Origin of the sequence: Pseudomonas sp. SLFW (assembly GCF_009905615.1) — a bacterium.
GTDB lineage: Bacteria > Pseudomonadota > Gammaproteobacteria > Pseudomonadales > Pseudomonadaceae > Aquipseudomonas > Aquipseudomonas bambusae.
In genome coordinates, this window is record NZ_JAAAKW010000004.1 from 378704 (window position 1) to 391947 (window position 13244).

Annotated in this window: 12 protein-coding genes; 6 read left to right on the forward strand and 6 right to left on the reverse strand. The window is 61.9% G+C overall.

Annotated features, from left to right (window positions below; translation table 11 throughout):
- The first annotated feature begins 33 nt into the window (after window positions 1-33).
- The 3 genes from glcC (at window position 34) to hppD (ending at window position 2740) form a co-directional block, all read left to right on the forward strand.
- Complete coding sequence (gene glcC, locus GVN17_RS10125; protein ID WP_166595110.1) at window positions 34-807, forward strand: transcriptional regulator GlcC; 774 nt, start codon at window positions 34-36, stop codon at window positions 805-807.
- Between the two features lie 81 nt (window positions 808-888).
- Complete coding sequence (gene maiA, locus GVN17_RS10130; protein ID WP_166595111.1) at window positions 889-1521, forward strand: maleylacetoacetate isomerase; 633 nt, start codon at window positions 889-891, stop codon at window positions 1519-1521.
- Window positions 1522-1663: 142 nt separating this feature from the next.
- Window positions 1664-2740 (forward strand): 4-hydroxyphenylpyruvate dioxygenase, encoded by a 1077-nt coding sequence (gene hppD, locus GVN17_RS10135; RefSeq protein ID WP_166595112.1) that lies wholly within the window; start codon window positions 1664-1666, stop codon window positions 2738-2740.
- A 336-nt stretch (window positions 2741-3076) separates the two neighbouring features.
- Here the strand turns inward: hppD and GVN17_RS10140 are convergent, their stop codons facing one another.
- Entirely contained in the window at window positions 3077-3868 is a 792-nt protein-coding gene (locus tag GVN17_RS10140; RefSeq protein ID WP_166595113.1) for an IclR family transcriptional regulator, read from the reverse strand.
- A gap of 107 nt (window positions 3869-3975) precedes the next feature.
- Here GVN17_RS10140 and hmgA point away from each other — a divergent pair, with 107 nt between their 5' ends.
- Both hmgA and fahA read left to right on the forward strand, forming a co-directional pair.
- On the forward strand, window positions 3976-5295 hold the full coding sequence (gene hmgA, locus GVN17_RS10145) for a homogentisate 1,2-dioxygenase (RefSeq protein ID WP_166595114.1): 1320 nt from the start codon (window positions 3976-3978) through the stop codon (window positions 5293-5295).
- Window positions 5292-6590: a fumarylacetoacetase gene (gene fahA, locus GVN17_RS10150; protein WP_166595115.1), complete on the forward strand. Its 1299-nt coding sequence runs from the start codon at window positions 5292-5294 to the stop codon at window positions 6588-6590. The genes hmgA and fahA overlap by 4 nt, the downstream gene beginning before the upstream one ends.
- A 120-nt stretch (window positions 6591-6710) precedes the next feature.
- Here the strand turns inward: fahA and GVN17_RS10155 are convergent, their stop codons facing one another.
- From GVN17_RS10155 to GVN17_RS10170, 4 genes are all read right to left on the reverse strand, one after another.
- Complete coding sequence (locus GVN17_RS10155; protein WP_166595116.1) at window positions 6711-8174, reverse strand: amidohydrolase family protein; 1464 nt, start codon at window positions 8172-8174, stop codon at window positions 6711-6713.
- Window positions 8175-8177: 3 nt separating this feature from the next.
- The gene (locus GVN17_RS10160) at window positions 8178-9038 is read right to left on the reverse strand and encodes a MurR/RpiR family transcriptional regulator (protein ID WP_166595117.1); all 861 of its coding nucleotides are present in this window, start codon (window positions 9036-9038) and stop codon (window positions 8178-8180) included.
- Window positions 9039-10388: a gluconate:H+ symporter gene (locus tag GVN17_RS10165; protein ID WP_166595118.1), complete on the reverse strand. Its 1350-nt coding sequence runs from the start codon at window positions 10386-10388 to the stop codon at window positions 9039-9041.
- Window positions 10389-10773: 385 nt separating this feature from the next.
- On the reverse strand, window positions 10774-11754 hold the full coding sequence (locus tag GVN17_RS10170) for a GlxA family transcriptional regulator (protein WP_166595119.1): 981 nt from the start codon (window positions 11752-11754) through the stop codon (window positions 10774-10776).
- 111 nt (window positions 11755-11865) lie between these two features.
- On the opposite strand from GVN17_RS10170, the gene GVN17_RS10175 reads away from it, so the two are divergent.
- Window positions 11866-12543 (forward strand): DJ-1/PfpI family protein, encoded by a 678-nt coding sequence (locus GVN17_RS10175; protein ID WP_166595120.1) that lies wholly within the window; start codon window positions 11866-11868, stop codon window positions 12541-12543.
- On the opposite strand, the gene GVN17_RS10180 is transcribed toward GVN17_RS10175, so the two are convergent.
- Window positions 12540-13169 (reverse strand): TetR/AcrR family transcriptional regulator, encoded by a 630-nt coding sequence (locus GVN17_RS10180; RefSeq protein WP_166595121.1) that lies wholly within the window; start codon window positions 13167-13169, stop codon window positions 12540-12542. The genes GVN17_RS10175 and GVN17_RS10180 overlap by 4 nt on opposite strands.
- Window positions 13170-13244: the final 75 nt, after the last annotated feature.

Here is a 13244-nt window from a genome sequence, read left to right on the forward strand (position 1 = left end):
CGGTATTCACCCTCTTGCAAGGCGTCATAAACCATGGACACCCTCAAACCAGAACGTCCGCAACAGGTCGCCGACGTGGTCAGCGAACGCATCGAGCGGCTGATCGTCGACGGTGTGCTCAAGGTCGGGCAATTGCTGCCCTCCGAACGTCGTCTGACTGAAAAACTCGGCGTGTCCCGCACGGCGCTACGCGAAGGGCTCAAACTCTTGCGTGCCCGGGGCATCATCGACACCCGCCACGGCCAAGGCTCGTTCGTTGCGCAAATGGGCGGCCTGGGCGTCACCGCGGCTTCCCCAATGATGCACCTGTTCGCCTCGCAACCGCGCACCCTGTACGACCTCTTCGAAGTGCGCAGCCTGCTGGAAGGGGAGTCCGCACGGCTGGCGGCGCTGCGAGGGACGGACGCCGATTTTGTCCTCATCACCCGCGCCTACGATGCCCTTGTTGCCGCTCACGATCACGAACTGCCTGCGCCCGAACACGCTCGGCTCGATCACGCGTTTCACCTGGCCATCTGCGAAGCTTCCCACAACCCGGTGCTGGTGCAGACCCTCCGTTCGCTGACGGATTTGCTGCTCAATACCGTGTTTGCCTCGGTCAACAACCTGTATCACCGGCATGAGCAGAAACGCCAGATCGACCGGCATCACGCCAGGCTTTACAACGCGGTGACAGGAAGGCTGCCGGAGCAGGCGCGCAAGGCCGCCGTCGCGCACATTCAGAGCATTTGCGAGAACCTGCGGGAGATTGAAAACGAGGAGCAGCGGTTGGTAAGAGCGACGTTGCGGTTGGAGGGGTGGGCCTGACCTTGACTCTCACGGGGATATGTCGCAACTTACGCACAGCGTAAACCGTTTACGAAAATAACAAAAAAGCAGGGCCTGCCCGTGGATCTCTACACCTACTACCGCTCGACCTCCAGCTACCGCGTGCGCATTGCGCTGGCGTTGAAAGGGCTTGAGGTCAACGCCATTCCCGTCAATCTGATCCGCGACGGCGGCGAGCATCGCAAGGCTGATTATCTGGCGGTCAATCCTCAGGGCCGCGTGCCGGCGCTGCGTCTGGAAGAGGGCGAGGTGATCATTCAGTCGCCCGCCATCATCGAATACCTTCAAGAGCGCTACCCGCAACCGTCACTGTTGCCTGACGATTTATTCCAGCGTGCCCGACATCGTGAAGTCGCGGCGCTGATCGGTTGCGACATTCATCCGCTGCACAACGTTGCCGTCCTGAATCGTCTGCGTGGCCTGGGCCATGACGAAGGCGATGTGAACGCCTGGATCGGCCACTGGATCACTGAAGGCTTCAAGGCCGTCGAGGCGCTGATCGGCGACGAGGGGTTCTGCTTCGGGGCCGTCGGTCTGGCTGATGTCTATTTGCTGCCGCAGCTGTATGCCGCGCGCCGGTTCAACGTCGATCTGGCGGCGTTCCCGCGTATTTGCCGGGTCGAAGCGCTGGCGCTGCCTCACCCCGCCTTCCAAACAGCGCATCCTGATGCGCAATCCGATAAGCCGGAGTAACCTTTCCTACATGAAAATCTTCGGTCTGCAATTGATCTTCGGCGACTTCCTCGCCCGCAGCGTTCGGGGCATTCCCTGCGCGCCACCCGCTGAACAGTGATCCTCGCCGCCGTGCATTTCACTTTTTAGCAGGAGCAAGACCGTGACTGATCTCTACGAAAACCCGATGGGCCTGATGGGCTTCGAATTCATTGAATTCGCCTCGCCAACCCCCAACACCCTCGAACCCGTGTTCCAGATGATGGGCTTCACCAAAGTCGCCAACCACCGTTCCAAGAACGTGGCGCTTTACCGCCAGGGCGCGATCAACATCATCCTCAACAACGAGCCTCATAGCGAAGCGTCCTACTTCGCTGCCGAGCACGGTCCTTCCGTGTGCGGCATGGCGTTCCGGGTGAAGGATTCGCAACAGGCCTACAAACGCGCACTGGAACTCGGCGCTCAACCGATTGAAATCGGCACCGGGCCGATGGAGCTGCGCCTGCCCGCGATCAAAGGGATTGGCGGTGCGCCGCTGTACCTGATCGACCGTTTTGGCGAGGGCACGTCGATCTACGACATCGACTTCGTGTTTATCGAAGGTGTCGAGCGTCACCCTGAAGGGGCAGGGCTGCAATTCATCGATCACCTGACGCACAACGTCTATCGCGGCCGAATGGCGTACTGGGCGAACTTCTATGAAAAGCTGTTCAACTTCCGTGAAATCCGTTACTTCGACATCAAGGGCGAATACACCGGCCTGACTTCGAAAGCGATGACGGCGCCCGACGGCATGATCCGCATCCCCCTCAACGAGGAGTCGTCGAAGGGCGCGGGGCAGATCGAAGAGTTCCTGATGCAGTTCAACGGCGAAGGGATTCAGCACGTCGCGTTCTTCACCGAAGACCTGATCGACACCTGGGACCGCTTGAAAGCCTTGGGCATGCGCTTCATGACCGCGCCACCGGAGACGTATTACGAAATGCTAGAAGGGCGCCTGCCGGGTCATGGCGAGCCGGAACATGAGTTGAAGGCACGTGGGATTTTGCTCGACGGCACGTCGGAAGGTGGCAATCAGCGTCTTTTGTTGCAAATCTTCTCGGAAACCCTGATGGGGCCGGTGTTCTTTGAATTCATCCAGCGCAAGGGTGATGACGGCTTCGGCGAGGGCAACTTCAAGGCGCTGTTCGAATCCATCGAGCGCGATCAACTGCGCCGTGGGGTGCTGACGGCGGATTGAGAGTCAGCGGTTGAAATTGATTGTTGATGCCATTTCAACTGTCGGAGGCGCCGCAACATTCAGTGCCAGACGCGGCATCAACTGTGGGAGCGAATTCATTCGCGAATAGCCCGTGCAGACGCTAAAGATGTGTCGTCTGGAATGCCGCTTCGCGAATAAATTCGCTCCCACAGGTGTTCGGGAAGCCCGCAAAATCCAGGCCTGACGGGGTTTTACTGTGGGAGCGAATTCATTCGCGAATAGCCCGTGCGGACCCTGAAAATGTGTCGTCAGGAACACCGCTTCGCGAATGAATTCGCTCCCACAGGATCTGTGTCCGGCGTGAATCCCGGGGGCTTAGCCTTTCGGCATTTCCCCGCCCATCCGCTCGCTGATGATCTGCGCCGTCTGCCGCAATTTCCCCGCAGCCGCCGTCTGGCGTTGATCCGTGAACACCGACGCCGAGCCCACCACCGTGATCACGCCCGCCAGTTTGTTCCCCATGCTGAACACGGGGGACGACACCGCATTGACCCCTTCCATCAACAGCCCGTGGATCTGGTGCACGCCGGTGCTGCGGATTTCCTTGAGGTGGCGGTCGATCTCCTTGAGCTGCTTCGCGTTGAGGCTGGCCGATTCGGCTTCACGCAGGGCAGCGGTTTCGGCAGTCGAGAGAAACGCATCGAACACCAACCCCGTGGACGAACTGAGCAGGGGCAGCACCGAGCCGATCTGGGTCACCAGCGTCACCGCGCCCAAGGATTGCTCGACGTACACCACGGTCGGCCCCTTGTTGCCCCACACCGCCAGAAAGCAGGTCTCGTTGAGCTCGTCGCGCAATTCGATCAACGCCGAGGCGCTGGTTTTCAGCACGTCCAGCTGGCTTAGCGCCGCCAGCCCCACCTGCAACGCAGAGCGTCCGAGGCGGTAATGGTTGGTGACCGGGTCCTGCTCGGCGAACCCACTGTCCACCAGGGCCTGTAAATAGCGATGGACCTTGCTGGCGGGCATGGCGACGTGTTCCGCGAGCTTCGACAGCGACGTGGCGGGAGCCAGTTCGGCGAGTGCCTTGAGAATGCCAACGCCCACTTCGGCGGACTGCACCTTCTGTTGGCGCGGGATTGCAGGGGATGCGGAATCGTCTGTCATGGGTCAAGGCGCCGGTCTGAAAGTGCTGTCTTATAGCTTGACCGTTCCGCAAACTCAAATTACGTTATGCGTAATCTGGTTACGTAAAATAAAAATATGAGGTCGAGATGTTCACCCCACCTGCATTCGAGGCGTTGAGCTACCAGTCCGGATTCGGCAATCAATTCAGCAGCGAGGCGGTGCCTGGCGGATTGCCGGTGGGCCAGAATTCCCCGCAGCGCCATCCTCTCGGGCTCTACGCCGAGCAATTCTCGGGCACGGCCTTCACCGTTTCCCGCGCCGAGGCCCGTCGCACTTGGCTGTACCGCATTGCGCCGTCCGCCGCGCACCCGCGTTTTGAGCGTCTTGAACGGCAGATCACCGGTGGCGGGCAGCAAGGCCCGATCACCCCGAATCGCCTGCGCTGGAACGCCTTCGACATGCCCATCGCGTCGACCGATTTCATCGACGGCCTGGTTGCGTTGGCCAGCACCTCGGCGGCGGACCACGCCGAAGGCGTCAGCGTTTACATCTACACCGCCAATCAGTCCATGGAGCGGGCGTTCTTCAACGCTGACGGCGAGTGGCTGATCGTTCCGCAACTGGGCCGTTTGCGCCTGATCACCGAGCTGGGGCTGCTGGACATCGCGCCGCAGGAAATCGCCGTCATCCCGCGCGGGCTGAAATTCAGTGTGCACTTGCTCGACGGGCAGGCGAGGGGCTACCTGTGCGAGAACCACGGCAGCCCGCTGCGTTTGCCGGACCTGGGGCCGATTGGCAGCAATGGCCTGGCGAACCCTCGGGATTTCCTGGCGCCTGTCGCGCATTTTGAAAACAGTGCGCAACCCACCGTGCTGGTGCAGAAGTTCCTCGGCGAACTGTGGGAAACCACCCTTGAGCACACGCCGTTCGACGTGGTGGCGTGGCATGGCAACAATGTGCCGTACAAGTACGACCTGCGGCTGTTCAATACCATCGGCACCGTCAGCTACGACCACCCGGACCCGTCGATCTTCACGGTACTGACCTCGCCCAGTCCGACCCACGGGCAGGCCAACGTCGATTTCGTGATCTTCCCGCCACGCTGGATGGTGGCGGAGAACACCTTCCGGCCGCCGTGGTTCCATCGCAACCTGATGAACGAATTCATGGGCCTGATCGACGGCGCCTACGACGCCAAAGCCGAAGGCTTCATGCCCGGCGGTGTGTCGCTGCACAACTGCATGAGCGCCCACGGTCCGGACAACGCCACCGCTGAAAAAGCCATGGCCGCCGACCTCAAACCGCACAAGATCGAGCAGACCATGGCCTTCATGTTCGAGACCGGCAAACCTTTGCGCCCCAGCCACCACGCGCTGGAGTGCCCGCAATTGCAAAGCGACTACGATGCCTGCTGGAGCGGCATCGCCAGAACCTTCAAACCTTTCGATACGGACGGCCAACGATGAGCACTTCCCATCTTTCGCGTAGTTGGGTGACCTCTGCCAACGACCACCCTGATTTCCCATTGCAGAACCTGCCGTTTGGCGTGTTCAGTCGTGCGGACGGCAACCGGCGCGGTGGCGTGGCCATCGGCGACCGTATCCTGGACTTGCGCACCGCCCTTGATGCGGGCGTGTTCGGTGAGGGCTCGCGGGAAGCCGCCGAAGCCGCCAGTCGCGGTCAATTAAATGCCTTTTTTGCACTGGGGGCTGCGCCGCGTCAGGCGCTACGTCGCGAACTGCTGGAACTGCTGGATGAAAACTGCCCGCACCGGGAACGCTTGCAGGCGCTGGGTGAGGCGTTGCTGGTGCCGATGAGCGACTGCCAGTTGCACGTGCCTGCACAGGTCGGGGATTACACCGATTTCTATGTCGGCATTCATCACGCGATGAACGTCGGCAAGCTGTTCCGTCCGGACAACCCGCTGCTACCGAACTACAAGTACGTGCCGATTGCCTACCATGGTCGCGCCTCGACGCTCCGTGTGTCGGGCACGCCGGTCAAACGCCCTAACGGCCAGACCCTTGCGCCGGGCGCAGAAGTGCCGACCTTCGGGCCGAGCAAACGCCTGGACTACGAACTGGAGCTGGGCGTGTGGATGGGGCCGGGCAATGAGGCCGGTGAGCCGATTGGCATTGCCGACGCCGGTGATCACATTGCCGGTTTCTGCCTGCTCAACGACTGGTCCGCTCGGGACTTGCAAGCCTGGGAATACCAGCCACTCGGGCCGTTTCTTTCCAAGAGCTTCAGCACCACGATCTCCCCGTGGGTGGTGACGGCCGAGGCCTTGGCACCGTTCCGCACCGCGCAGCCCAAGCGGCCGGAAGATGACCCCAAGCCGCTGGATTACCTGTTCGATGAACAGGACCAGCAGCAGGGCGCGCTCGATATGGAACTGGAAGTGCTCCTGCTGACTGCGCAGATGAAGGCACAGAGTTTGCCGCCTCATCGTCTGGCGGTGAGCAACACCCTGAACATGTACTGGACCTTCGCCCAAATGGTCACCCACCACAGCGTCAACGGTTGTCAGTTGCAGCCGGGCGACCTGTTCGGCACCGGCACGCTGTCGGGGCCAAAGACGGGGCAGTTCGGCAGCCTGCTTGAGATGACCGAAGGCGGCAAGCACGCGGTCGAGTTGCCCAGCGGCGAGACGCGGAAGTTTCTGGAAGCAGGGGATGAAGTGATCCTCAAGGGCCGCTGCCGCAAGGATGGCGAGGTGAGTATCGGGTTTGGTGAGTGCCGAGGTCTCATTCTTGGATAGGTCGAAAATAGTCGCCGGATGACCCAACGCCTTCGCGAATGAATTCGCTCCCACAGGTTGACCGCATTCTTCTGTGGGAGCGAATGTATTCGCGAAAGGCCGTGACCGGCGCAGTGAGTCTCAGGTTTGGGTAAAGCCTGCCACCAGCGACCCGCTCCGGGGCAAAAACCGGCCTTGCCGCTCACCCTGCGGTTTGCCCTCGGCATAGCTCAATCGTCCATTCACCCACACGCCGTCAATGCCCTCTGCGGCGCGTTTCGGCTCCTTGAAGTCCGCGACGTCTCGCACCGTTTTGGGGTTGAACAGCACCAGGTCCGCCCAATAGCCTTCGCGCACGAACCCACGCTCATGCAGCCCGAAGCGGGTGGCGGTCAGTCCGGTCATCTTGTGGAGCGCCCGGTGGAGCGGGAACACCCCAAGGTCGCGACTGAAATGCCCCAACACCCGTGGAAACGCGCCCCAGAGACGCGGGTGCGGGAACGGGTCTTCCGGCAGGCCGTCGGAGCCGATCATGGAAAGGGGATGTTTCAGGATGTTCTGCACATCGTTCTCGTCCATCCCGTAATACACCGCGCCCGCCGGTTGCAGCTGACGGGCGGCATCGAGCAGCGACAGGCCCCAGTCGGCCGCGATGTCTTTCAAATCGCGTCCACTCTGATCCGAATGCGGTGTAGACCAAGTGATGGTGATACGAAACGCGTCGGTCACTTGCTTCAAGTCCAGCGTCGATGAACTCGCGGCGTAGGGGTAGCAATCGCAGCCGACCGGGTGGGTCAGCGCGGCGTTTTCCAGCGACGCCAACAACTGAGGACTGCGCCCCCAATTCCCCGCGCCTGCGCATTTCAGGTGCGAAATCACCACCGGCGATTTGGTGTGGCGGCCAATGTCGAATGCCTCGTCCATCGCCTCCAGCACCGACTCGAACTCGCTGCGCAGATGGGTGGTGTAAACCGCGCCAAACGCCGTCAGCTCTTCCGCCAGTTGCTTCACTTCATCGGTTTCCGCCGAATACGCGGTGGCGTAAGCCAGGCCGGTGGACATCCCCAGCGCGCCGTCTTCCAGGCTCTGACGCAACTGCTCGCGCATGGCACGGATTTCTGCCGGGCGGGCGGTGCGGAACAGGTCGTCCAGATGATTGCTGCGCAGCGCGGTATGGCCGATCAGCGCAGCGACATTGACCGCCGGACGGGCCTTGTTCACGGCATCGCGGTAATCGCGAAAGCGCGGATAGGCAAATGCCTTCGCCGGGCCCAGCAGGTTCATCGGGTCAGGAGGGTCGCCCGCCAGCGTCACGGGCGAGGCGCTGATCCCGCAGTTGCCGACGATCACCGTGGTCACGCCCTGGGTGATTTTCGGCAACATGTCTGGCTGACGAATCACCACCGTGTCGTCGTGGGTGTGCACATCGATGAAGCCTGGCGCCAGCACCCGACCGGCCGCGTCGATGTTTTCTCGGGCCGAGACGCCGCTCAAATCTCCGATGCGCTGAATGCGCCCGTCATGCACCGCCACATCGGCGCGGTAGCCCGGCGTGTCGCTGCCGTCGATCACCAGCGCGTCGCGAATGATCAGGTCGTAAAGCATGGGTCAGTCTCCAAGCGGCAGGCCGTCGTCGCCGCCGCGGTAATCATCGAGGGCCAGCTTGATGCGGCGCAGGCGTTCCTGATTCTCGTCAGGGGCGATCAGCGCCAGCTCGGTGGCGAGCACGTCGAGGGTCAGCAGCATGCCGTAGCGCGCCGCCGTGGGTTTGTAGATGAAATTGGTTTCGGCGATTTGCAGCGGCAGCAGCACGTCTGCCAACGGCGCCAGTGGCGAGCTGGGGAGGGTGATTGCCAGAATCTTCGCGCCGTAGCTGCGGGCCAGGGTCACGGCGTCCAATAGCTCCGGGGTCAGCCCACTCAAGGAGCAGACGATGAGGCTGTGGTCGGGACCCAGGGTGGCGGCGATCAGGCGCATCATCACCGGGTCGCGGCACGCGGCGATGGGGTAGCCAAGACGGACGAGACGGGTCTGCAATTCCTCGCTGCACAGGCTCGAACAACCGCCCATGCCGAAGCTGTGAATCATGCGCGCGGGGGTGAGCAGGGCGACGGCAGCCTTGAAGCGCGCGTCGTCGAATCCGGCGAGGTGCTGGCGCAGGGTCGATTCGATGTCGCCGACGATCTGGCTGAAAAACGCCGACTGCTCGGGCGCCTGTTCCGGCTTGAGAAAACGGCTGCCGACGCCGCTGGCCTGGGCCAGTTGCAAGCGCAGATCGCGCAGGTCCTTGCAGCCCACCGAGCGGGCGAAGCGCGACAGCGTGGCGCTGCTGACTTCGGCACGGGCGGCCAACTCGTCGAGGCTGGCGCTGGCCGAGAAAGCGACATCGCTCAGAATCAGCCTGGCAATGCGGCCTTCACCGGCGCTGAACGAATCCTGCCGGGCGCGAATTTGGTAAAGAATGTCCACTCAGAGCACCTGTGCCAAGCCGAGGGTGAGGAGGAACGCGATCACCGAAATCAGCGTTTCCAGTACCGTCCAGGTCTTGAAGGTCTGTGCCACGGTCATGTTGAAATACTCCTTGATCAGCCAGAACCCGCCGTCGTTGACGTGGGAAAAGATCACCGAGCCCGCGCCCGTCGCCAGCACCAGCAACTCCGGGTGCGGATAACCCAGGCCCATGGCCACCGGCGCGACGATGCCCGACGCGGTGGTCATGGCCACGGTGGCCGAGCCGGTCGCGATGCGCATCAATGCGGCGAACAGCCAGCCCATGAGCAGCGGCGAGAGGTGAAAATCCTGGGCCAGCCCGACGATTTCGTTGGTCACGCCGCTGTCCACCAGAATCCGGTTCAGGCCGCCACCGGCGCCGACCAACAGTGTAATGCTCGCCGTCGGCGCCAGACATTCCTGAGTGAACTTGAGGATCGAATCACGGCCGAAGCCCTGAGCAATCCCCAAGGTCCAGAAACTCAGCAAGGTCGCCAGCAGCAGGGCGATCACCGAGTTGCCGACGAACAAGAGAAAGCTGTTGAAGGCGCTGCCCGGCGTCGACAGCAGGTTGGCCCAGCCCCCCAGCAACATCAGCAGTACCGGCAGCAGAATGGTCGCCATGGTGATCGCGAAACCGGGCAATTGTTTGCGCGGTTCGCGGTCGAGGAACTGTTTGGCCAGCGGGTTTTCGTCCGGCAGGTGAATGCGCGGTGCGATGAATTTTGCGTACACCGGCCCGGCAATGATTGCCGTCGGGATGCCGACCAGGATCGCGTAGAACAGGGTCTGGCCCACCGACGCCTGATAGGCCTGGACCGCCAGCATCGCGGCGGGGTGAGGCGGCACCAGTGCATGGACCACCGAGAGGCCCGCGACCATCGGCAGGCCGACCATCAGAATCGACACCCCGACCCGGCGCGCCACGGTGAAGGCAATCGGCACCAACAGCACAAAGCCCACTTCGAAGAACAGCGGCAGCCCCACCAGAAAGGCGATGCAGACCATGGCCCAATGGGCATTGCGCTCGCCAAAGCGGTCGATCAGCGTCCGCGCCACCCGCTCGGCGCCCCCGGACTCGGCCATCATCTTGCCAAGCATGGTGCCCAGCGCCACCACCAATGCGATGTGGCCCAAGGTCTTGCCGACCCCGCCCTCATAGGAGGCGACCACCGATGTGGCGGGCATCCCGGCGACCAGCGCCAGGCCCACCGACACCAAGGTGATGACGACGAACGGATTGAGACGAAAACGGGCGATCAGCACGATCAGGGCAATGATCGCGATCGCGGCGTAGATCAACAGGGACAGGCCGGTAGACGGAGGCATGCAACGGTTCCTTGCAGAGAAAAGGGTCAGTCAGGCGGAAGCACGGCGGAGGTCAGTCCGAACGGGGTTCAGCGATGAAAACAGTCTCGGCAGTGGGTGTCGCAAAAGGGGAGCGGGGTGCAGCAGGGGTCGAAAAACGACGATCACAGGCAGGCATTATTTTTATCTCTGAGTTCGTGATGAAAATTAAACTACACGAAAACTGATAAAAATATCAATTTATGAAAATTAATTTCTTTTCGACGTCGCATGGTCAATTTTCTGTAGGAGCGAATTCATTCGCGATCGGTGGTGCATCCAACACGTCTTCTTCGGATGCACCATTGCCTCGCGAATGAATTCGCTCCTACAGGAGGATTACGCTCGTCCTTGGGATTGGCGACATTCACCCCGCACTAAACCGCTCCCGATACGCCTGCGGCGTGACCGCCACCGCGCGCATGAAGCTGCGGCGCAGGGTTTCTTCGGTGCCGAAACCGCAACGGTCGGCGATGCGTTTGATCGGCAAGGCGCTGTCTCCCAACAACCGGCGCGCCGCTTCGACCCGCAGCTGTTCGATGGCGCGGGCCGGGGTGTTGCCGGTGTGGGCGCGGTAATGGCGGACGAAGCTGCGTTCACTCATGCCCACTTGGGCGGCGAGGGTGGCGACGGAAAGGTCGCTCGCGAGGTTGTCGAGCATCCAGGCGTGCAAATCGCCAAAGCGGCTGTCCTGACTGCGCGTGGCGTGCTGCATCGACAGCGCGGTGCTGAACTGCGATTGTCCCCCTGGCCGTTTGAGGAACACCACCAGGTCCCGCGCCACGGCCAGTGCCACCGGGCGTCCAAGATCGGCTTCGACCATCGCCAGTGCCAGGTCGATGCCCGCCGTCACGCCTGCCGAGGTCCACAGCGCGTCTTCGTTGATGAAGATCGGGTCGGGGTCGACCTGCAAGGCCGGGTAGCGCTGAGCCAGTTGGTCGCAACTGTCCCAATGGGTCACCACGCGATGCCCGTCCAGCAACCCCGCTTCCGCCAGCAAAAAGGCGCCAGTGCAGACCGACGCTACCCGCCGCGCACCTGCCGCCTGATCACGCGCCCATTGCACCAGCGTCTGATCCTTCAACGCGGTGTGAACCCCGCGACCACCCGCAATGATCAAGGTGTCAGAGGGCGTTTCGGGCAGGGGTTGCGTGTGCAGACCCAGGCCCGCCCAAGACACGACGCTGCCTTCTTGTCTGGCGATGACGGCAGGGGCGTACGGGGTTTCGAAGCCTTGTTCCACTGCGTGTTCGTTGGCCGACGCGAAGACCTGCAACGGCCCGGTCACATCAAGCAACTGCACATTGGGGAAGGCCAGAATATGGATGGCTCTGAGGGCGTGGGTCATGGCCGGACTCAACTACAGGGTTGGCGGAAAATGTGGGCTGAATGGCGTATCCGCCAGAGCCTATCTCGCTACAGTGAATTCGTCCACTTCACTCAATCAGGAGCCACCCTCATGACCCTGCACATCGGCCTGCTGGTCTTTCCCAAGGTTCAACAACTCGACCTCACCGGTCCTTATGACGTGTTCGCCAGCCTGCCGGGCGTCACGGTGCACCTGGTCTGGAAAAACCTCGATCCCTTGCTGTCGAGCACCGGTCTCAGCCTGATTCCGACCCAAACCTATGAAAGCTGCCCGGACCTTGACGTCATCTGCGTGCCTGGCGGCGTGGGCATCGACGCGTTGCTGGATGATGCCGAGTCCCTCGCGTTCATCCAGCACCAGGCAAAAAACTCGCAATACGTGACCTCGGTCTGCACCGGTGCATTGGTGCTGGGCGCGGCAGGGTTGCTGGAAGGCAAGCGCGCGACCACGCACTGGGCGTCTCACAGCCTCTTGGAGAAATTCGGGGCGATTCCGGTTCATGAACGTGTCGTTCGGGATGGCAACCTGATGACCGGTGGCGGCGTAACGGCGGGGATCGATTTCGCCCTGACCCTGATCAGCGAACTCTTCGATGCAGACACCGCGCAGGCCGTTCAGCTGCAAATCGAATACGCACCCGCGCAGCCGTTCGATTCAGGTCGTCCGGACACCGCGCCCGCTCACATCCTTGCCCTCGCCCAGCAGCGTGCGGCCGCTGGGCTGGAAGCGCGTCGGCAGATCGTAGAGCGCGTGGCGGCCAACCGCTAAACGGTTGGGGCCTGCAACGGTATTTCGTACCAACAGAGGAAGAGGTCCAGCGCCGACTCCACCACGGACGCCTGTTTTTCGGGCGTCAGGATCGGTTCGTTGAGGGTGACCTGCGGCCAGAACGCGAACGCCTTGAGCAACGCGTGAATCTGCGACGCAGCGAACCCTGGCTCGACGGCTTTCAAACGGCCGTCCTGCTGGGCGCCTCGCACCCAGACAGTGAACGTCTCTTCGCGTTCGTTGAGGCGGTTGACCCACGCCTGGGCGCGTTCGGGGGAGTGGATGGTGGCACTGATGGCGACCCGTGCGAGGTCGAGGAAATTGCTGTCGGCCAGGGTTTTCATCTTGGCGTCGAGCAAGTCGCGCAGTTGATCGCGCAAGGCCACGCCAGGCCGATAAATGGCTTCAGGCTGTGCCGTGGCCCGTGCCCATAAGCGATGGAGCATTTCCGAGAATAACTCTTCCTTGCTCGGGAAATGGTTGTAGACAGTGCGCTTGGACACCTCAGCCCGAGCGGCGATGCGGTCCATGCTGGTGACCTCGAAACCGTTGTCGCGAAATTCGGCAATCGCTGCCTGCACGATGGATTCACGTTTTCGGTCAGTCAGTCGTTGGGGCGCAGTCATGGCATCGCTTCTGGAAAGGTGAGGCTGGGAATGATCGCCAGCGAGAAAATTACACCGAGCAGTTTACTTCTCTTT

Coding starts and splice junctions, on each gene's coding strand:
- fahA (WP_166595115.1), top strand. CDS start 5,292: ATGAGCACTTCCCATCTTTCGCGTAGTTGGGTGACCTCTGCCAACGAC.
- GVN17_RS10140 (WP_166595113.1), bottom strand. CDS start 3,868: ATGACAGACGATTCCGCATCCCCTGCAATCCCGCGCCAACAGAAGGTG.
- GVN17_RS10155 (WP_166595116.1), bottom strand. CDS start 8,174: ATGCTTTACGACCTGATCATTCGCGACGCGCTGGTGATCGACGGCAGC.
- GVN17_RS10165 (WP_166595118.1), bottom strand. CDS start 10,388: ATGCCTCCGTCTACCGGCCTGTCCCTGTTGATCTACGCCGCGATCGCG.
- GVN17_RS10180 (WP_166595121.1), bottom strand. CDS start 13,169: ATGACTGCGCCCCAACGACTGACTGACCGAAAACGTGAATCCATCGTG.
- hmgA (WP_166595114.1), top strand. CDS start 3,976: ATGTTCACCCCACCTGCATTCGAGGCGTTGAGCTACCAGTCCGGATTC.
- glcC (WP_166595110.1), top strand. CDS start 34: ATGGACACCCTCAAACCAGAACGTCCGCAACAGGTCGCCGACGTGGTC.
- GVN17_RS10175 (WP_166595120.1), top strand. CDS start 11,866: ATGACCCTGCACATCGGCCTGCTGGTCTTTCCCAAGGTTCAACAACTC.
- GVN17_RS10170 (WP_166595119.1), bottom strand. CDS start 11,754: ATGACCCACGCCCTCAGAGCCATCCATATTCTGGCCTTCCCCAATGTG.